Origin of the sequence: Candidatus Poriferisocius sp. (assembly GCF_965208475.1) — a bacterium.
GTDB lineage: Bacteria > Actinomycetota > Acidimicrobiia > Acidimicrobiales > Bin134 > Poriferisocius.
The window spans coordinates 2,180,425-2,201,063 of record NZ_OZ242338.1 but is presented as its reverse complement, the minus strand read 5'-3'; the positions used below and the strand labels follow the sequence as shown (position 1 = coordinate 2,201,063).

Below are 20,639 nucleotides of genomic sequence, written 5' to 3'. Positions count from 1 at the left end.
GGCGATATGGCCAAGGTGATCGTCGTTGGGCTGGGACCGGCTGGCTCTGAGCTGATCACTGGGGAGGTGCGCGACGCTGTCGAGCGGGCCAGTCGCCGCTTCGTCCGCACCCGCCGCCACCCCGCAACGAAGGCGGTAGAGCCTGCGGAGTCGTTCGACGGCCTCTATGACCGGGCTTCGTCGTTCGAAGAGGTGTACCAGGCCATCGTGGACCGGTTGGCGGCCGAGGCCCGGGCCGGCGCCGGGGATGTGCTCTATGCCGTGCCCGGCTCACCCCTGGTGGCCGAGCGCACCGTGGAGTTGCTGCGGGCGGTGCCCAGCTTGGATCTGGAGGTGTTGGTCGGTATGTCGTTTGCCGATCTGGCCTGGGACCGTGTCGGCATCGATCCCCTGGCTGCCGGGGTGCGGTTGGTGGACGGGCGCCGTTTTGCAGTGGACGCCGCCGGAGAGCGGGGACCGCTGCTGGTGGCCCAGTGCGACGCCGTCCATGTGCTGAGCGACATCAAGCTGGCCGCGCTGGACGCTTTCGACCGCTCGCCCGCTGGTGGGGCCGATGAGAAGGTGATCGTCTTGCAGCGCTTGGGCCTGCCCGACGAAGCGGTGTTCGAAGTGGCATGGGCCGATCTGGACCAAACGGTGGTACCCGACCACCTCACGTCGCTTTACGTGGCCGAGATGGGTGCGCCCATCGCCCGGGAGGTGGTCCGGTTCGCCGATCTAGCCGGCGAACTGCGCCGCCGCTGCCCCTGGGACCGAGAGCAGACCCACCAGTCGCTGCGGGGACATCTGCTGGAGGAGACCTACGAGGTGCTGGAAGCGCTCGACGCGGTGGATCCCGACGGTATGTCGGGCTACGAGGAGTTGGAGGAGGAGTTGGGCGATCTGCTCTATCAGATCGTGTTCCACTCGGTGCTGGCCGCCGAGGCCGGCCAGTTCACCTTGGCCGACGTGGCCCGGGGCATCCACGACAAGCTCAAGTCCCGACACCCCCATGTGTTCGGTTCCTCGGATTCGGATCAAGGCGATCCCGGCGATGCCAGCCAACTGCTGGTCAACTGGGAGGCCATCAAGCGGGAGCAGAAGGGGCGGGCCTCGGTGATGGACGGCATTCCGCCGGGTTTGCCTGCGCTGTTGTTCGCCGACAAGGTGATCCACAAGGCCCGTTCGGTGGGGGTGGTTCCCGATGTGGACACCGCTACGGTGGCCGGTCGCCTCTACGCGGCTGTGCAGGCGGCCCAAGCAGCCGGTTTGGATGCTGAATCAGAGCTCCGGGTGTTGGCCGGCACCATCGGCGGGCAAATTCGAGCCCGTGAAATTTCTTCGATGTAATTTGCTGCCAATCCTGGTCAACACAGATTTCATCGTCTACTTTTGTAACTCCAACCACACAAGCAACACAAGACAGGCTTGGAAGTTTCCGAAAGTCCCGGGTTTTGAGCGCGATTACACGCATAGTCGGACGAGAGGTGCTCGACTCCAGAGGCAACCCCACGGTTGAGGTTGTGGTTGCGGTTGGCTCTGGCGTATCGGGCCGGGCCATGGTGCCCTCGGGGGCGTCCACCGGCCGCCATGAGGCAGTGGAACGGCGCGACGGCGGCGAACGGTACCTTGGCCGGGGCGTGGCCGGAGCGGTGGCCTCGGTCAATGGGGAGATCGCCGACGCGGTCGTCGGGATCGACGCGGCCGACCAGCGGAGCCTCGACCAGGCGATGATCGACTTGGACGGCACCGACGGGCTCGGCCGTCTAGGGGCCAATGCGGTGCTGGGGGTCTCTTTGGCCGCAGCTCATGCCGCGGCCTCCTACAGCGGCCTGTCGCTGTACCGCTACATCGGCGGGGCCAACGCCCATGTATTGCCCACGCCCATGATGAACGTGCTCAACGGCGGGGCCCATGCCGCCAACAACATCGACCTCCAAGAGTTCATGGTGATACCGGTGGGGGCAGCCTCGTTCCGCGAGGCCCTGCGCTGGGGCGCCGAGACTTACCACTGTCTGCACCGCCTCTTGGTGGAGCGGGGGCTGTCGGCGGGGATCGGCGACGAGGGGGGATTTGCTCCCGATCTGGACTCCAACGAGGCCGCGGCGGCGGTGCTGGTGGATGCTGTTGAAGCCGCCGGGCTGATACCGGGCGACGACATGGCTCTGGCGCTGGATGCAGCCTCCACCGAGTTCTACCAGGGGGGGGAGTATTGCCTGGCCGGGGAGGGCCGGTTGCTGAACTCTGCTGAGATGGCCGCATATCTGACGGAGCTTTGCGATGCCTACCCCATCGTTTCCATTGAGGACGGGATGGCCGAAGACGACTGGGACGGTTGGGCGCTGCTCACCGAGGCCCTGGGGGAGCGGGTCCAGTTGGTGGGCGACGACCTGTTCGCCACCAACACCGAGCGGCTGAGCCGGGGCATTGAGTTGGGCGTGGCCAACTCCATTCTGGTCAAGGCCAACCAGGTGGGCACGCTCACCCAGACCTTGGAAGCGGTGGAGTTGGCCAGTGCCTCGGGCTATACCTCGGTGATATCGCACCGCTCGGGCGAGACCGAGGATGCCACCATCGCCGATTTGGCCGTGGCCACCAACTGCGGCCAGATAAAGACTGGCGCCCCGGCCCGCAGCGACCGGGTGGCCAAGTACAACCAGCTCCTGCGCATTGAAGAGGAGCTGGGAGAGGTCGCCGCCTACCGGGGTGGTGCGATTCTGGCTTCGTCCTCGGGGGCAGAGCTGTGATCGCGCTGCGCCGCTCCGTCATCCCGCTGGTGCTGGTGCTGATCGTTTTGGTGGTGCTGTTCTACGCCGTGCTGCCCACCCGGACCTACCTAGACCAGAGGTCGGAGACCGCTGACGCCCGGGCCGAGTTGGCTGCCCTCTTGGAGGAGAACGATGCCTTCCGCTTCCGGCTCACGGCGCTGTCGCAGCCGGAGGAGGTTGAGCGCTTGGCCCGCTCGGAATACAACCTGGTTTATCCCGGGGAGGAGGCCTACGCCATTTTGCCCCCAGCCCCTCAGCCGGTGGAGATTCCCGACCTCTGGCCGCTCAACGCCCTGGTGACTTCCCTGGCCGAGTAGCCGGATAGCGTCGGGACATGACCATCTCCGACAACTCGCCGCTCCCGCACTGTCCCGATCTGCTCCGCCTCGACGACTGACCGGCGCACCATGCCAGAGCGATCGCACTACGACGTTCTGGGCGTCTCCCCGACTGCCGAAATCGCCACCGTCCGCCGGGCCTACCTTCGCCAGGCCCGCCGCTGGCATCCCGACCGGCCGTCGGGCGATCCCGAGCAGATGCGAGCGGTCAACCAGGCTTGGCAGACCCTGGGTGATCCCCGATCACGAGCGGCCTACGACCGGAGGCTGGCCGGGATGGTTCCTCGCCCGACTGGCGGTGCCCGCTCCTCCGGCGGCTCCTCTTCGGATGGCAGCCACCGTCCGGCTGAGACCCCGTCCAAACCGTCGGCTGCATCTCCGGCGCCCATCGAGATGGTCGGTTTCCGGTGGCGGTGGATCAGCCTGGCAGCCACCGTGGTGGTGGCGGTGGCGGTTGTGCTGATCTTTATGGCTGCTTCGGCCGTTGATGATTCCAGCCCAGACAGCCCGGTCACCGCGTCGGCCCCGGTGTCGCAGTCGCGCCCCGAACCCGGCGACTGCTTTCTCATCGGCACCACCTCCCTTGTCTCGGCGGACTGTGAGCAGCCCCACGACGGCCTGCTGGTTTCCTGGGTGCCGCTGGGCGCCCCCTGTCCTGTCGACACCGAACTCCGCTGGGTGAGGTCGGCCCAGCAGGCCGTCTGCTACCACCCTCCCTCCGGTTGACGTACTCTTTTCGGGGCTCCGGAATGGGCGCCAGCAACAAGAGGAGAACCAGCAATGCGGCACGGGTACAAAGTCTTCGACGCCGACGGGCACGTGGTGGAGCCCAGGAATCTGTGGGAACGATTCTTGGATCAGAAGTTCCAGCACAGGGTGGGCTGGAAAGAGGTCCCCGGCCGGGAGACGTTCCGCCCCGCCACTGTCGACGGCCGCTACACCCAGAGCCGGGTCACCATCTATGGCGACTTCATGGAGGCGGTGAACTGGACCTACGACCACATGCGGGCCAAGTACGGCCAGGCGGTGGTGGACAACGGCTTTCCCGGCGACGCGGTGGCCCAGGCCATGCCGCTCGACGGCATGGACTTCATGGTGATCTACGGCCCCGGTTACGACCTGTGGTCCGACGGCATGGACCCCGAGCTCCAGGCCGCCATGTGCCGGGCCTACAACCGCTGGGGCCAGGAGATGCGGGAGATGTCCGGCGGGCGAGTAATCGCCTCGGGGCCGGTGGTGATGAACGATGTGTACCGGGCGGTGGAGGAGATCCAGTACGCCTACGACAACCTGGGCACCAGGTGCTTCTTCGCCCGGCCCAACATGTTCAACCGGCGGATGCTGGGCGACCCCTACTACGACCCCATGTACGAGCTGCTCCAAGACCTGGACTGTGCGTTCGCCACCCACGATTTCATGGGCCACAACGGGGCGTCGGCCGGCGCCGACCGGTTCGAGACCTTCACCGAGTGGCACACCGTCTGCCATCCCCACGAGGCCCAGATGGCCATGCTGTCGATGATCTGCAACGGCGTCTTCGAGCGGTTCCCCCGGCTGCGGGTGGCCTACATGGAGGCCAACTGCGCCTGGCTGCCGTGGTGGCTGTGGCGCATGGAGGAGCACATCGAGCTGTCGGGCGACTACGAGAAGCCGGGGCTCACCAAGTCGCCCCAGGAGTACTACCGGGACAACTGCTTCATCTCGGTGGAGCCCGACGAGTACCTGGTGTACCACGTGATCGAGGAACTGGGCAACGACAAGATCGTGTGGGAGAGCGACTACCCCCACCCCGACTCCAAGTATCCGCTGGCGGTGCAGTCGTTCTTGGACCTGCCCAAGGTCTCAGACGAGTCCAAGCGCAAGATCCTGTGGGACAACTCGCTCGATCTGTACCGGTTCCCCGAGGGCTACCTGCCCAGCGAGTTCATCGAGGCCACCACCTATACCTACGACCCCTCGGACTACGTGCCCAAAGTTCCCGCCGGGGTGAGCTGAGCGATGGCGTCGCCCCATGAGGTTCCCGGCCTGGCGCCCATCTTCCGCCACCTAAACGACGAGGACCTGAAGACCCAGCAGGTACGCACCCAGATGCACCCCGACGGGCAGAAGTCGGTGTGGGAGAAGTGGTTCACGTTCGGCAGCGCTGGCCAGCAGTACCTGTCGATGTGGGCCCGCTGGGACCCGGGCATGATCGTCCACCGCCACGGCCACCATTCCCCCCAGGTGATGTACGTGCTGAGCGGCGACCTGATGTGCGGCGACGTCCACTGCCCAACCGGCACCCACATTGAGCTGCCCCACGGCGCCGCCTTAGGCCCGCTCGTCGCTGGCCCCGAAGGCGTAGAGCTGTTTGAGGTAATGATGGGCGACGCCGCCTCCTGGGCCGCCGATCCCGAAGGCTTCGAATCCCTCCTCGCTAGCCGCAACATCACCAAACTCCCCGACCCCCCCATAGACCTCCCCGAAGACTTCGAAGACCGCCGCCACCAATAAGCTGGGTGGCAGGCAAGAGCAGCCCTAGCGAGGGCCGCGGGTGGTTAGTTGTACTTGTAGACGCGGGCGGCGTTGGCGTAGAGGACTTTTTGGGTGTCGGACTCGGTCATGCCGTCGACGAGTTCTGCGATGATTTTGCGGCTGTCGGGCCAGAGCGTCACCGAGTGGGGGTAGTCGGACGACCACATGGACATGTCCACCAGGGTCTGGTTGCCGCTTCGCATCTGCATGTGGCCGTTGTGGTCGTCGAGGCCGGTGACGAACACGTTGGTGCCCAGGTAGCTGCTGGGGGCCCGCTCCATGGGGGAGTCCGACCAGGCGGCCTGGGTGTGGAATTCGTCGTCCATGGTCTGGTACCAGAACGGCACCCAGCCGTAGTTCACCTCGGCGGCCACCACCTTGAGGTTGGGGTGCCGGTCGAAGATGCCGGCGAAGATCATGTAGGTGAGGGGGCGCACCGCGCTGAAGAAACGGTTCACGATGCCCGGTACCGACACGTTCTGTTCCACCAGCTCGTCCCAGTCGGAGTCGGGCGGCTTGCCGCCGAAGGTGCGGTGGAAGGTGACCGGCACGTCCAGCTCTGAACACGCCTTCCACAGCGGCTCGTAGTAGGGGTCGTTGTAGGGCCGGGTGGGCATGCCGGGGACGAACAACCCCTTGGCCCCCTTCTCCACTACCCGGTCGACCTCGGCCAAGGTGATGTCCATGCCGTCCTCGGTGGGCAGCATGGGCAGACCCCGCAGCCGGTCGGGCGCTGCACCCTGAAACTCATCGAGCACCCAGTCGTTGTACGAGCGCATACAGGCCACGGCCAGGCCCCGGTCGGGCTCCAGATAGGTGAAGATGGAGTTGGCCGGGTACACCACCGACCCCCACACGCCGTCGAGGTCCATGTCGGCGCAGTGGGCGGTGCCGTCGTAGTTGCCCGGCATTATCTCCTCGAACTTCATGCCCGAGAGCTTGTAGTCCTCCTTGGCCACCCCGGCCATGGCCTCGATGCCGAAGCTGCGCTTGGGCGGCCCGCCGTCGAACGACCAGCCGTCGCCCCCGTCGGGAGCGGGCATCATGCGGGGAATGCGGTCTTTGTACTCCTCGGGCACCCGCTCGAACACGTGGGGCGGCTCGTTGATGTGGCAATCGGCCGAGATGACTTTCACGCTCGAAACGCTAGTGGCCGACTGTGGGGTGGTGCAGCGGCGGTGCGGCCGGTCTGTCACCGCCATCGCCGTCGCGGGTACCGTGGCAGTTCTATGAGCACGGGGGATGGGTTCGTCGGCGCGGGGATGCGTCTATGAGCACTGGGATGCGCCGCCCGCACGAGCTGGACTACGGGGCCATCTGCCGCCTGTTCCCGCCCCCGCCGGAGTACTTCGAGACCGCATTCTTCGAAGATCCCGACACCATCGCCCGCAAGCAGCTCCTGCGCCTCCAAGACCGGGCGCAGCGGGCCTGGCAGGTGCCGTTCTTCCGCAAGCGGTGGGAGGCGGCCGGGTTCCACCCCGACCAGCTCCGCACCCTCGATGACCTGTGGCGGGCGCCGGCCTACACCGTGGACGACATCCGGGCGTCGATCAACGAGAACCCCCCGCTGGGCGACTACCAGAGCATCGGGCTGGAAGACGCCCGCAACGAGCCCATGCGGCTGTATGTGTCGGGCGGGACCACCGGACGCTCTCGGCCCACCCTCTACACCGCCTGGGACCGGGAAGTGGGAGCCATCACCATGGCCCGGGCACTGTATGCCGAGGGGATTCGCCCCGGCGACGTGGTGGTCAACGCCTGGGCCTACTCCACCCATAACGGGGCCCACGCCTTCGACGAGGCGCTGTACCGCTGGCTCAACTGCGTGGTCCTCACCACCGGCACCGGCAACGTGACCTCCACCCGCAAGCAGGTGGAGCTGGCCCATGAGTACGGGGCGGCGGCCATCTTGACCACCGGCGACTACATGCTGAAGATGGCCGAGACCGCGGTCGAGATGGGACTCGACCCCAAAGCCGACTTCAACATCCGGGCCCTGCCCGGCGGCCACATCGGCGACGCCGAGCGGGTCAAGGAGGTGTGGGGGGTGACCCCGGCCCAGCCCTATGGGTTCCACGAGGTGCAGAACGTGTCCATCGAGTGCCCGCTGCGCAACGGCCAACTCCACATATTCGAGGACTGCTTCGCGGTGCAGATCGTGGACCCCGAGACCGGCGAGCCGGTGCCCGACGGCACCCAGGGGGCGCTGGTTATCACCGAGATCTGCAAGACCGGCTCGCCCCAATTCCGCTACAACATCATGGACCTGTCGTTCTTGTACCCGCCGGGCCAGTGCGAGTGCGGCTCGTGGCTGAGGCGCATGGGGCCGTTCGCCGGGCGGGGCGACAACATGGTCAAGCTGCGGGGGGTGAACGTGTGGCCCGAGGCCATCGGCGAGGTGATCAGCGACGTGGCCGGGGTGACCGAGGATTTCTTCTGCCGGGCGGTTCGGGCCGGCAACCGCGACGAGATGATCGTGATGGTGGCCAGCGACGCCCCCGCCGACGAGTTCGGTGCGGTGGCCGAGCGGGTGGAAGACCGGATCAAAGAGATCATGAGTGTGCGGATGACCGCCGAGGTTGTGCGCCCCGGCGAGTTGGACGGGCTCACCGGCATGGGCACCGCGGCCAAGCTGGTGCGGTTCAAGGACGAGCGGCCATGACCGACTCTGCGCTGGCTGGCAGCGCCATCGACTACTGGTGCAACCGATTCTTCGCCGAACAGGCCGACGTGTGGAACGCGGCCCTGGAGGCCACCGGCATCGCAGTGAAGGTCCGCACCGACGACACCGACTCCTTCTGCGCCGCCGACACCATGGCAGCCCGCATGGACGAACTGGGCATTGCCGCGGTGATCCTGCCAGTAACCCATCGGCCCGCCCATCCCGCGGCCACCGACTTTGAGCTGGTAGCCGCACAGCCCGACGATCTGGAGCGGCTGGCCGCCGACCACCCTGGCCGGTTCCTGGGCCAGTGGTCCATCGACCCCCGCACCGGGATGGCCGGGGTTGCCGAGGCCGCCGCCATGTTGGAGCAGCCGTGGTGCGTGGGCCTGCACACCCACACCCACAGTTTCGACCGCCGCTTCGACCACGCCGACTACTACCCCTACTACGCCCTGTGCGCCACCTATGACGTACCCTTCGTCATGCAGGCCGGCACCTCCGGCGGGCTCATGGGTAGCGAGTGCGGTGTGCCCATAGGCATCGACCGGCCCGCCCTCTATTTCCCCTGTGTGCGTTTTGTGCTGTCGCACACCGGTTGGCCGTGGGTGGCCGAGTGCATCGCCATGGCCCTCAAGTTCCCCAACGTATACCTGGGCACCTCGGTGTATCCGCCCCGGCACTGGTCGGCCGAGTTGGTGGCGTTCATGAACGGTGCTGGGCGGCGCAAGTGCCTGTGGGGCACCGGCTTTCCCACCGTGGGCCACCGCCACGCCCTGGGTCAGCTTTCTGAGGTGGAACTGGGCGACGAGGCCCGGGCCAACCTGCTCGGCGGCACCGCCCGCCGGGTGTTCACCCGCCTGGGATGACCATTCCCGAGCCCGAGGTCAAGGAGCAGTTGGCGGCGGCGGGGGTAGCGGTTCCGATGGGTGTGAGTGTGGCCGTCGACGAGGTTATTGCCAACCCGTCGGTGCTCGCTGACCTGGTCGTTGGCCATGGACTGACTGAGCCGCTGGTGCTGAAGGGATATGGCGAAGGTTTGGCCCACAAGTCGGATGTGGGCGCGGTGCGCCTGGGAGTGGCGGGCTATGAGCTGAACTTTGAGGCAGCGGAGATGGCGGTGGCGGTGACCGAGGCCGGAGGTCGGCTCGACGGTTTCCTGGTGGAAGAGCAGGCCGACGCCGGGGTCGAGCTGCTGGTCGGGGTGGTGGACCGGCCCCCGTTCGGACCGGTGGCCGCCCTCGGGCTGGGCGGCACCCTCACCGAAGTGTTGGACGAGGTGGTGCTGCGGCTGGCCCCTATCTCCAGAGCCGATGCCGAGGAAATGGTGACCGGCTTCAAAGGGGCCGAGCTGCTGACGGGGTTTCGGGGCCAGCCTGCCGTCGACATCGGCGCACTCATCGAGTTGCTGCTGGCCGTGGCCGGACCCGACGGGGTAGCCGCCCAGATAGGCGAGTACCTGGCCGAGCTGGAGTGCAACCCGGTGATCGCCTCCCCCGACGGCGCAATCGCGGTGGACGCCCGGCTCATCACCCGGAAAGCACCCACCGGAGTGCCCCCCGAGCGGCCGAAAACCGACTTTGGCCCCCTGTTCGCCCCCCGGGGCATCGCGGTGGCCGGGGCTTCCACCAGCCGACCCGGTTTCGGCAACACCTTTCTGACCGCCTACAAGGAGTTGGGCTGGGGGCCGGGCACGCTTTGGGCCGTCCACCCCAAAGCATCCGAGGTCGACGGCATCCCCGCCGTGCCGTCGGTGGCCGACATCGACGGCGAAGTGGACTATGTGGTCGGTGCAGTCCCCGCGGCGGCCTGTGCTGATCTGGTGCGAGGGGCGGCGGGCAAGGCCCAGTTCGTCCACGTCATCAGCGGCGGGTTCCGAGAGGCCAGCGCTGAGGGGGCCGATCTGGAAGACGATCTGGCCGCCGCGGCCCGAGAGTCGGGGGTGCGGGTGCTCGGCCCCAACTGCCTGGGGGCCTACGCCCCGGCCGGCCGGCAAACCTTCCTGCGCAACGCCCCCACCGAGGCGGGGCGGGTGTCCATGATCTCCCAGAGCGGCGGGCTGGCCGGCGACATGGTCAAAGCCGGAGCCATCCGGGGCATCCGTCTGTCCAAGCTGTGTACCGTCGGCAACAGCATCGACGTCACCCCCGGCGAGCTGCTGGAGTGGCTGGTAGACGATCCCGACACCGGCATCATCGGCATGTACTTGGAGGATCCCCGCGACGGCCGCCGCCTCTACAATGCCCTACAAGAGGCCAAGGGCCACAAGCCGGTGGTGATGTTGGTAGGAGGCCGCACCGCCCAGGGAAGGGGAGCGGCGGTTTCGCACACCGGGGCCTTGGTGGCCGACCACCGGATCTGGGACGCCATCAGCGCGTCGGCCGGGATAAGCATCGTGGGCACCATGGAGGAACTGCTGTCGGCCATCGCCTATCTCCAGCGCTGGGCCGACGCCGACATCGGCGGCGACCCCGACACCCTGGTGCTGGGTGTCGGCGGAGGTGCCTCGGTGCTGGGCACCGATGCCGCCGACCGGGCCGGGTTGGTCACCACCCCGGTGAGCGAGCAGGGCCAGCAGGCCCTCAAGGATCTGGGTTACGGCGTGGGGGCCAGCGTCCGCAACCCCATCGAGATCGGCTTCGGCCCGGTGTCGGTGCCCGATGTGCTGGTGCAAGCCCTAGACCCCATCTTGCAGACCCAGCCCTATCCCGACGTTGTGGTCCACACCAACGTCCAGGCCTTCTTCAGCTACGCCGGCGACGGCATAGAGCGCCTCTTCCCCATCATCGAAACCACCGCTGCCGCCACCAAACAGTGGCCCCAAACCCGCCTATCTCTAGTCCTCCGCAACATCGACTGCGCCCCGCCCGACATCGCTGCCCGCATCCAGCAAACCTGCCTAGATGCCAACCTCCCCACCTTCACCCGCTTCACCGAAGCCATGACCGCCGTAGCCGCCACCAAACGCCACGCCCGCAACCGCGCCCTCGCTGGATAGCTACCATCCCTTCATGCCTGCGGAGAATGAGTTTGGGGGGCGGGTGGCGCTGGTGACCGGGGCGGCGGGGGCAGCCATCGGGTCCACCACCTGTCGGACGCTGGCCTCCTTTGGGGCGGGCATCGTGGTGCTGGACAACCACCAGCGCCGCACCAACGAGACGGCCGAGGCCCTGCGGGAGGTCTACGACGTGCCGGTGACGGCCGCGGTGGCCGACATCGGCGACCGGGATTTGATGGTCAAAACCATGGACCGGGTGTATGCCGAGATGGGGTCGGTGGACATCTTGGTGAACAGCGCGGCGATCAACGTGCAGGGCAGCATCTTCGACTACGACCCCGGCGACTGGGACGACGTCATCGCCGTGGACCTCACCGCCTGCTGGTGGCTGATCTGGCGGACCATCGGAGCGATGCGGGATCGCCAGTGGGGGCGCATCGTGAACGTGAGCTCGGTGGCGGCCTATCTGGGGGGCAACGGTCGGGAGGGGCCGTACGCCGCGGCCAAGGCCGCCCTCAATGAGGTCACCCGAGGAGCTGCCATCGAGGGTGGACCGCACAACATCAGGGTCAACGCGGTGGCTCCCGGCCTGGTGCGCTCGAAGTGGGTGGACGCCCAGGCCGAGTACTACGAGTCGTTTAGGGAGGAGACCCCGCTGCGCCGCCATGCCGAGCCCGAGGACGTGGCCAACTCCATCGCCTTTTTGTGCAGCGACGAGTCGGCCCACATCACCGGCCAGGTGATCAACATCTCCGGCGGGTGGTACCTAACCCCGTGAGCCTGGCTTCCCGGCGATGAGCGGGATCGGCGACCGGATACGGGCCGCGGCTCCCGCACAGGGGGAGGTGGACCGCAACGCGGTGGTGCTGATTCTGCTGGCCATCGGCACCGTCATCGCCATCCGCTACGGCGGTCTGTCATCCACCACCGACTGGCTCACCGCCATCCTCGACGGCGTGGCCCTCGACGGGCTGTCCGACCGGTTCGAGCGGGCTCTGGGCCAATCCGAACACGCCGGGTTCAACCGCCGCATGTACTGGGGGCTGTTCCGCTGGGTGGTGTACGTGGTGCCCGCCGTGCTGGTGGCCCGCTTCGTGCTGCGCACCCGCCTGCGCGACCTGGGCCTGAGAGCCGGCCCCGAACTCCGCCGCCACGCGCCCCTCTATCTGGGCCTCTACTTGGTGCTGGTGCCGTTCGTGGTGGCGGCCAGCTTCAACGGCGAATTCCAGGACACCTACCCGTTCTACGAGCCGCCCCCCGGCATCGGCTACAGGCCCCGCTTCTACATCTGGCAAGTGGTGTACGCCGGGCAGTTCTTGGCCCTGGAGTTCTTCTTTCGCGGCGTGCTGGTCCACGGCCTGGCCCGCCGCTTCGGTGCCATGGCCGTGTTCATCGCCCTCATCCCCTACGTGATGATCCATCTCACCAAGCCCCTGGCCGAAGCCCTCGGCTCCATCGTGGCCGGCACCGTCCTCGGCTTCCTCAGCCTCCGCACCGGCTCGGTGTACTTGGGCGCCGCCCTCCACTTCGCCGTCGCGCTGACGATTGACTTGCTCGTCTTGGCCGTCCAGTAGCCGCTGGGCTGCCCACCACACCCAGAACCTAAGCTGAACCCCATGGCCGACCTCGGCTACCGCACGTTCGATTCCGACAACCACTACTACGAGGCCCCCGACTGCTTCAGCCGTCATATTGAGTCCCGCTACCGCGACAAGGCCATTACCGCTAGCCAAAGGGCCGACGGGGAGTGGGAGGTGATGGTGGGGGACCGGCCTTACAACTTCATGCACGTGAAGTTCGACAAGACCAACGCACCCGGCTCCATGTACGAGATGTTCAAGGCCAAGCGGGACAACCCCGACCTGAGCTGGGGCGACGCCTACACCGCCGAGAACATGCTCCCCGCTTACAAGCAGCCCGACGCCCGCCTCGACCTGCTCGACAGCCAGGGCGTGGAGTGGGCCATCTTGCTGCCCACCTTTGGGGTGTCGGTGGAGGAGTACATGGTGGGCGATGTGGAGCAGACCTACGCCAACCTGAGGGCCTTCAACCGGTGGCTGGAGGACGACTGGGGCTATGTGTACAAAGGCCGCCTGTTCACCCCGCCGCTGCTGTCGCTGCTCGAACGGGAGCGGGCTATCGAAGAACTCGACCGGGTGCTGGAGGCCGGGGCCCGCATCGTGCATCTGCGGCCCTGTCCGTGGGGCGGCGAGGGCCGCTCGATAGCCGACCCCTACTACGACCCGTTCTGGGCCCGCCTCAACGAGGCCCAGATCCCGGTGGCTTTCCACATCTCCGATCTGCGCTACGGCGACCTGGCCGTTCGCATGGGCGACGACCCGGTGGCCAACGTGCGGGAGATGTCGGCCTTCCAGTGGGCCTTCCTCCACGGCGACCGCCCCATCATGGAGACGTTCGGAGCGCTTTTGTACGGCAACATGCACGCCCGCTTCCCCAACCTCAACTTCCTGAGCATCGAGAACGGTTCCGACTGGGTCCACTACCTGCTCACCCTGATGGACAAGAAGAAGGGCATGGCCCGCTTCGGCCCCTGGCCCGCCGGGCGCCCGGCAGGGCGCATCAGCGAGATATTCAAGCAGTGCTGCTTGGTGTCCCCCTACCCCGAAGACGACGTTGAGGCTCTAGCCGACCGCATCGGCGCCACCCAGGTCCTATTCGGCTCCGACCACCCCCACCCCGAAGGCATCGCCGACCCAAACTCCTTCGCCACCCTCATCGAAAACCGTCCCCAAGATGAGCAGCGCCAAATCATGCGCGAAAACGCCGCCGCCTTATTCAACGTCGCCTGAGGTTCTGAGCTTCCCCCTCTGCGCAGGGGTTTTGGGGTTGGTCTAAGGTGTTTGCGGTGAGGGGTATGCGGGGCCTCGGGTCTGTTTTGGCGTTGCGGTTGGGGGCTGGGGGTTTGGTGTTGGCGCTCTTGGGTGGGGCGCTGCACAGCGCGCCTGCCGTGGGCGAGCCCGCGCAGTCCTCGTCATCGGCGAAGCTTGAGTTGGCGTTTGCCGCCGGAGCTGAGGTGCCGTCGCCGGAGGGCGGGGCGCTCGGTGCTGAGGACGGGTTGGCTCCTGGGGACGGGTTGGGCGGTCCGGAGCTGGGCGAGGCTGTCTCTGAGTTGGGGGTTTTGGATTTGGTGGGCCCCGACGGTGTTTGGACGATGAACGACGGTGGTCGTGAGGTTCCGTTGCGGTTGTTGGACGAGGCGGAGGTGGCGGAGCTGGGCGATGCCCTGTCGTTGGCGGCTTCGTCGGCGGCGAGCGCGTATGCGCCGGGGGCGGTTGGGAACGCGTCGGGGGCTTCGGCCTCGGGAGCGGGAGCGGCGGCGAAGCCGGACACCTGGTTCGTGTCTGGCACCGGGCAGCCGCATTTGTTGGTGGGCGGTGTGGTTGTGCTGTTCGTTTCGCATGCGGACGGGCCGGCCATCGAAGGGGTGTGGGGCCGTCACAACATCGCGTCGGGGCGGGTGTCGCCGCTGGGCGAGTTGCCCAACGGGTTCTTGGTGAAGACGGTGTCGGATGCTGAGTCGCTGCGTTTGGCGGATGCGTTGTCGGCCGAACCGGACGTTGACACCGCGGTTCCCAACACGTTCACCCCGTTCGAGCGTGGTCAGCAGGACCCGTCGGACGCCTCGCAAGACTGTTCGGTCGTCTACCACGGCTGTATCTGGCACACGGCGGATGCGAGGAGCCGATGCAACGCATACACCGATCCCTGGCCCGACGAGCTGTCGAGCTGCCAGTGGCACCTGGACGCGTCTGGCGACTACCGGTTTTCCCCGTATTGGGTGCCGGTGCAAGTCAGCGATCCGAGGATCGATATCAACATCGGCGATGTGTGGTCCACGACGATGGGGGCCGGGGTCACGGTGGCGGTGGTGGACATGACCTGGAACCCGAACCACGAAGACCTCGTCGACAACGTGGACAACGCGAGAAGCGGGCTTTGCCGCAGAACCTACAGAGAGAGCATCACCCACGGCACTGCGGTTGCCGGGGTTGTGGGCGCCCGCGACAACGCGGTGGGCGGGCGCGGCGTCGCGCCCCGGGCCACTCTGGTGAACTACAACCTGTTGGACTGCTATTCCTCGGCGAGGAAGGTCGAGGCGCTGACGCTCAACAAGGCAACGGTGGCGGTGGCCAACCACAGCTACGGCGAACGCCCTACCCGGGGGCTCGCTCCGGCGGACTCGATATATCAGCGGGCTTTGGAGACCAGCCTCGGAGATGGTTTCGGAGGCAAGGGGACTTCCCATGTGACGTCAGCCGGCAACGGCCGCGAAAGCGCGCATCCGGGACGCTACTGGTCGGCCTTGGATGCCGCTAACAACTTGCGCGGCGTGGTCACGGTGTGCGCGGTGAACTCTGCGGGGACATTGGCAGGATTCTCCGAAGAAGGCCCCAGTCTTTGGGTGTGCGGGCTGGCAAGGGAGCGGGGCCAAGCCGGGATCTTGGCGCCGGTGAGCCAGAATCACTACACCACCCATTTCGGCGGGACCAGCGCGGCCGCGCCGATGGTGTCGGGGGTGATCGCGTTGATGCGCAGCGTGAACGCCGAGTTGACGTGGCGGGATGTGAAGGTGATCTTGGCCGACACCGCTCAGAAGGTCGACCCGCAGCACTCGAGTTGGCTCAGCGGCGTTCAGAAGTACAGCTCGACGGCCGAGACCTACTCGTTCAGCCACCGGTACGGCTTCGGTTTGGTGGACGCCGAGGCCGCAGTTGATGCCGCGGCCGCATGGACGCTGTTGCCCCCGATGCAGACCTTCGCGGCTTCGCACACCGGCGATGTGTCGCTGCCGGGGCGCGGAGCGGAGATCGAGCTGACGTTGGATTTGCAGACGGGCATCGATTTCACCGAGCACGTCAAGGTCACCGTGGCCGGCGACATATCGGACTTCCGCGACTACCGGTGGACGCTGGTGTCTCCTTCGGGCGCCGAATCCCTCCTGGCGCCCGAAGACAGTGGTTGCTTGGCGGGCAGGTGCTCGTTGCGGGGCTCGTTCGATTTCGGGTCGTCGCGCCATCTGGGCGAGAACCCGAGGGGAACCTGGAAGCTGAGAATCCAGCACATACCGACCTGGCCGAACTGCGGTAGCCAATACGTGCAACGCAAGTATTGCGGCACGGGCTTCGGGGAGGTCGTCAGCTCGTGGGAAATCGAGGTGACGGGGCACTCCAGTGTGCCGACGGAGCCGGTTTCTCTGTCGGTTTCGGCGGCGAACGTTGCGGAGGGCGGGAGCGTGGATGTGGCGGTGTCGGTGGGCGGCCCGGCGCCGACCGAAGATCTGGTGGTGCCGCTGGCGTTCGCCGGTGTGACCGCAGAGGCGGGCGCCGATTACTCGGCGCCCGCGTCGGTGACGGTTCCTGCGGGGTCGTCTTCGGCGACCGCCCATATCTCGATCGCCCAGGACACCGTCCACGAGGGCCTCGAGACGTTCGGGGTCAGGCTGGGCACTTTGCCGTTGGGGTACCACCCTGAGTCGGGGCTGGTGGTGGTGGCGATCGCCGATGACGATCCGCTGCCGGTTCTGTCGTTACATGCTGCCTCGTCGGTGGCCGAGGGCGGCTCGGTGGCGGTCACTGCGCGGCTCAGCGGCTTGTCGTCTGAGGATGTGACCGCGACTCTGGCCGCGGCTGCGGTGGCGCCGGCCCAGCCGTCGGACGGGTGGCTGGGCTCGCCGGCGGTGTTGAGGGTCCCGGCGGGCTCGACGGAGAGTTCGGGGTCGGTGGTGTTCGCGGCGTCGCAGAACGATGTGTACGAGTTGTCGGGGTCGGCGGCGAAGACGTTCGAGGTGTCCGCGACCGCCGGCGGCAACGGCGTGGCCGACCCCGACGCGATCACAGTGAGGATCGACGACGACGACCCTGTCCCGAGTATCTCCATCGCCGCGGGCCCCGCCGTGGCGGAGGGCGCCGCGGCGAAATTCACCCTGACCGCCAGTCCGACGCCTTCTGCCGATCTGGCGGTGAGCGTGACGGTGGCCCAGCAGGGCGCCTTCGGCGTCACAACCGGCGTGCGGATGGTGACCATTCCCGCCTCGGGCCGCGCGGTGCTGGTTGTGGGGACGACCGGCGACTCGGCCGCAGAGCCCGACGGGTCGGTCACCGTCACGGTCGCCGCGGGCGCCGATTACACGCCGCCGCCGGGATCGGCGAGCGTGGCGGTGTTCGACGACGACAGTCCGAGGCCGCGGGTTTCGGTCGCCGGCGGGCCCGCCGTGGTCGAGGGCGCGGCGGCGGAGTTCACCCTCACCGCGTTCCCGAGGCCGTCGGCCGATCTGGCGGTGAGCGTGACGGTGGCCCAGCGGGGCGCGTTCGGCGTCGTCACAGGTTCGCGGTCGGTGACGGTCCCCGTTTCGGGCCGAGTTGTGCTGTCGGTGGCGACGGCCGGCGACTCGTTCGGCGAGCCCGACGGTTCGGTCACCGTCGCTCTGGTCGACGGTCTCGACTACGACCTTGCCGCGGCCGCTACGGCGACCGTTGTCGTCGCCGACGATGACGGCGGTGCGGTGCCGGTGGCGGTGTCGTTGTCGGCGGGGGACGCCTCGGTGTCTGAGAACGGGGGCGCCACCGATTTCGAGATCTCTTTGAGCCGGGCGCTGGTAGCCGGCGAGACGGTGAGCGTGCCGATCACGGTGACAGGCACGTCGGGTAGCGACTGGTTGTTGGGCGACCCGGCGGGGCCGGGCGTGACGCGCACCGGGTACGGCAGCACCACCGCGGTGGAGTTTACCGCCGGCGGGCGCACCGCGGTGATGCGCTTCGAGGCGATAGACGACGACGCGGAATTCGACCGGCCCATAACCTTCGCGTTCGGCACCGGCGACCGCGCGCCGACCCATTCCGGCGTCGCCGGCGTCCTTGAGTTGGGTGGGCCGGTCACCGTCACCATCGCCGACAACGACCTCCCGCCGGTGTGCGACGGCAGGCCGACGGTGTCGGTGGCCGACGCCACCGCGCTGCGGGGCGAGGACCTCGAGTTCCGCGTCACGCTCAGCTGCCGATTCAGCCGTGCCTTGGTGGCCCACTACTACATCGGTCGCGGCAGCGATATCGACGGGTCGACCCGGAGCGTCACGTTCGGGCCCGGCGACACATCCGCGATGGTGCGCGTGCCCACCAAGGACTCCGACAAGGTGAAATTTCAGGTGGCATACGCGCCGGGCGCCGCGAACGCCCTCAGTGTGCCCGCGGCCACCGGCGCCGTCACCGAAGCCCTGCCGGTGGTCAGCATCGCCGCCGACGGCGGAAACATCACCGAGGGCGCCGCCGCGAGGTTCATCATCACCGTGGTTCCCGCGCCGGCGAGCCCGATCGCCGTCACCATGGACATCGCCCAAAGCGGCGACTACGCCTACCGGCCGGGGCAGCGAACCCTCGTCATGAGCAACGGCACCGCGGTCTACTCAGTTGCGACCCGAGACGACGCGGTCGACGAGCCGGACGGGTCGGTCACCGCCACGCTGGTCGACGGCGCCGGCTACGACGTGGGCACCAGCAGCGCCGCGACGGTGATTGTCGCCGACGACGACGACCCGGCGCCGCAGGTGGACATCACAGCCGGCTCGGGCGGGACCGAGGGCACCGATGTGGTGTTCACCATCACCGCGACGCCGCAACCGGCCGCCAACCTCGATGTGGCCGTGGCGATCACCGCATCAGGCGATTACGGCGTCGCAACCGGAACGCGCACCGCGACGATCTCGTCGGGCACCACCCAGGCGACCCTCACCATCGCCACGACAGACGACGGCGACGACGAGCCCGACGGGTCGATCACCGCGGCTTTGGTTGCGGGCAGCGGCTATACCGTCGGCCCGTCGTCGTCGAAGACCGCGCCAATCGCCGACGACGACGACCCGGCCCCGGTGATCCCCGAGATCTCCGTTACCGCTGGCGGGGACGTGATCGAGGGCTCTGGTGCGGTGTTCACGGTGACCGCGAGCCCGCCGAAGTCTGCGGCTTTCGAGGTGAGCGTGACGGTTTCCGCGTCGGGCGAGTGGGGTGTGGCTGCGGGTTCGCGGACGGTGAGCTTCGCGGCGGACGCGGCGACGGCGACGCTCACCGTCCCCACGGTCGGCGACAGCGTCGATGAGGCCGATGGCTCTGTCACCGCCACGTTGGACGCGCCGGGCGCGGACGCTGGTTATGAGGTTTCGTCCGCCCAGGGAGAGGCCACCGTGGCGGTGTCTGATGATGATGTGGATCCGTTGACGGTGTACATGATTTTCTTTTCGAGGTCGATCGCCGAGGACGGCACCGGCTATGACAATCAGGCGCAGTTGAACATCGCCCCGACGCGCGTCTTGCGGTCTTGGGAGACGCTCACGGTGCCGTTGAGCGTGACCGGCGGCGATGAGGGCACGCATTGGACGATGCGCGACCTCAACGATCCCGATGCGGTGTTCGCGAATGAGTTCGAGGTGACGTTCGGGCCGGGTGTTGACGGTGTTGTGCTGGAGCCGGGTGATCAGCGTGTCGAGTTGGTGTTGACGGCTGTGGATGACAGCGACTGGGACGATCAGGAGATCACTGTGTGGTACGGCACCGGCAGTCGGGCGCCGTCGCTGAACGGCAGCACCGAGGGGGTGACTTTGGGCATCTCGTGGGGGCCCGACGGAGTTGAGCGCGCTGACGGTTCGACCACGGTGGTGATCATCGACAGCGACGAGCCGCCGCCCGAGGTCACCATCACCGCCGCCACAGGCGGGACAGAGGGAACAGACGCCACCTTCACGATCACCGCGTCCGCGCCGGTCGCGACCGACCTCGACGTGAGCGTGGACATCGCCTCATCAGGCGACTGGGGCGCAACCACGGGTTCGCGCACCGCGACGATCCCCAAAGGCGCCACCCAGGCCACCCTCACCGTCGCCACGGTCGACGACAGCGCCGACGAGGCCGACGGGTCGATCACCGCCACGCTGAGAGCAGGCAGCGGCTATGAGATCGGCCGGCAAGCAGCACAGACCGCACAGATCCTCGACGACGACGACCCGCCCCCCGAGCCCGCCATCGCGGCCTGCACTGGCAAGCCGACCGTCACCGTCGCCGACGCCGCCGCCCGGCAGGGCGAAGACCTCCAGTTCGAGATCAGCCTGAGTTGCCGCTCGACGGGCGACGTCACCGTCTACTACGCCGTCGCCCACGACCGCCGCCTCGGCAACGTCATCACCATCACCATCAAAGGCGGCGAAACCGGCGCAACCGTCAACGTCCCCACCGCGGGCATCGACGCCGACATCGAGTTCCACATCGTGTACCTCATAGGCGCCGCCAACAACACCGCCAAAGCCACAGCCACCATCACCCCCTGACCCCGTGACAGCCGCCGAGGAGATCACCCGCGGGGATAAAGCCAGCGTT

The 20,639-nt window shown here is 67.4% G+C and carries 14 protein-coding genes; 13 read left to right on the top strand and 1 reads right to left on the bottom strand.

Annotation, left to right across the window (positions count from 1 at the left end):
• The first annotated feature begins 6 nt into the window (after positions 1 to 6).
• The 6 genes from ACOGXA_RS10330 (at position 7) to ACOGXA_RS10305 (ending at position 5,578) form a co-directional block, all read left to right on the top strand.
• Positions 7 to 1,329 carry a MazG nucleotide pyrophosphohydrolase domain-containing protein gene (locus tag ACOGXA_RS10330; protein ID WP_419923791.1) on the top strand — a complete coding sequence of 441 codons (1,323 nt, stop codon included), beginning with the start codon at positions 7 to 9 and terminating at the stop codon, positions 1,327 to 1,329.
• 104 nt (positions 1,330 to 1,433) lie between these two features.
• Positions 1,434 to 2,726, top strand: coding sequence for a phosphopyruvate hydratase (eno, locus tag ACOGXA_RS10325; RefSeq protein ID WP_419923790.1), 1,293 nt, complete (start codon positions 1,434 to 1,436; stop codon positions 2,724 to 2,726).
• Positions 2,723 to 3,064 (top strand): FtsB family cell division protein, encoded by a 342-nt coding sequence (locus tag ACOGXA_RS10320; protein WP_419923789.1) that lies wholly within the window; start codon positions 2,723 to 2,725, stop codon positions 3,062 to 3,064. Before eno ends, ACOGXA_RS10320 begins: the two co-directional genes overlap by 4 nt.
• A gap of 90 nt (positions 3,065 to 3,154) precedes the next feature.
• Positions 3,155 to 3,811: a J domain-containing protein gene (locus ACOGXA_RS10315; protein WP_419923788.1), complete on the top strand. Its 657-nt coding sequence runs from the start codon at positions 3,155 to 3,157 to the stop codon at positions 3,809 to 3,811.
• A gap of 54 nt (positions 3,812 to 3,865) precedes the next feature.
• Positions 3,866 to 5,080 (top strand): amidohydrolase family protein, encoded by a 1,215-nt coding sequence (locus tag ACOGXA_RS10310; RefSeq protein WP_419923787.1) that lies wholly within the window; start codon positions 3,866 to 3,868, stop codon positions 5,078 to 5,080.
• 3 nt (positions 5,081 to 5,083) lie between these two features.
• Positions 5,084 to 5,578 (top strand): hypothetical protein, encoded by a 495-nt coding sequence (locus tag ACOGXA_RS10305; protein ID WP_419923786.1) that lies wholly within the window; start codon positions 5,084 to 5,086, stop codon positions 5,576 to 5,578.
• A gap of 44 nt (positions 5,579 to 5,622) precedes the next feature.
• Here ACOGXA_RS10305 and ACOGXA_RS10300 read toward each other — a convergent pair whose 3' ends face one another.
• The gene (locus ACOGXA_RS10300; RefSeq protein WP_419923785.1) at positions 5,623 to 6,735 is read right to left on the bottom strand and encodes an amidohydrolase family protein; all 1,113 of its coding nucleotides are present in this window, start codon (positions 6,733 to 6,735) and stop codon (positions 5,623 to 5,625) included.
• Positions 6,736 to 6,869: 134 nt separating this feature from the next.
• Between ACOGXA_RS10300 and ACOGXA_RS10295 the strand changes: the two genes are divergently transcribed.
• The 7 genes from ACOGXA_RS10295 (at position 6,870) to ACOGXA_RS10265 (ending at position 20,590) form a co-directional block, all read left to right on the top strand.
• Positions 6,870 to 8,261 (top strand): phenylacetate--CoA ligase family protein, encoded by a 1,392-nt coding sequence (locus ACOGXA_RS10295; RefSeq protein ID WP_419923784.1) that lies wholly within the window; start codon positions 6,870 to 6,872, stop codon positions 8,259 to 8,261.
• On the top strand, positions 8,258 to 9,130 hold the full coding sequence (locus ACOGXA_RS10290) for an amidohydrolase family protein (RefSeq protein ID WP_419923783.1): 873 nt from the start codon (positions 8,258 to 8,260) through the stop codon (positions 9,128 to 9,130). The genes ACOGXA_RS10295 and ACOGXA_RS10290 overlap by 4 nt, the downstream gene beginning before the upstream one ends.
• Positions 9,127 to 11,259 (top strand): acetate--CoA ligase family protein, encoded by a 2,133-nt coding sequence (locus tag ACOGXA_RS10285; protein ID WP_419923782.1) that lies wholly within the window; start codon positions 9,127 to 9,129, stop codon positions 11,257 to 11,259. Before ACOGXA_RS10290 ends, ACOGXA_RS10285 begins: the two co-directional genes overlap by 4 nt.
• A gap of 13 nt (positions 11,260 to 11,272) precedes the next feature.
• Complete coding sequence (locus ACOGXA_RS10280; RefSeq protein ID WP_419923781.1) at positions 11,273 to 12,037, top strand: SDR family NAD(P)-dependent oxidoreductase; 765 nt, start codon at positions 11,273 to 11,275, stop codon at positions 12,035 to 12,037.
• 16 nt (positions 12,038 to 12,053) lie between these two features.
• Positions 12,054 to 12,833, top strand: coding sequence for a CPBP family intramembrane glutamic endopeptidase (locus tag ACOGXA_RS10275; protein WP_419923780.1), 780 nt, complete (start codon positions 12,054 to 12,056; stop codon positions 12,831 to 12,833).
• A 42-nt stretch (positions 12,834 to 12,875) separates the two neighbouring features.
• Positions 12,876 to 14,069, top strand: coding sequence for an amidohydrolase family protein (locus tag ACOGXA_RS10270; protein ID WP_419923779.1), 1,194 nt, complete (start codon positions 12,876 to 12,878; stop codon positions 14,067 to 14,069).
• A 116-nt stretch (positions 14,070 to 14,185) separates the two neighbouring features.
• Positions 14,186 to 20,590, top strand: coding sequence for a S8 family serine peptidase (locus tag ACOGXA_RS10265; protein ID WP_419923778.1), 6,405 nt, complete (start codon positions 14,186 to 14,188; stop codon positions 20,588 to 20,590).
• Positions 20,591 to 20,639: the final 49 nt, after the last annotated feature.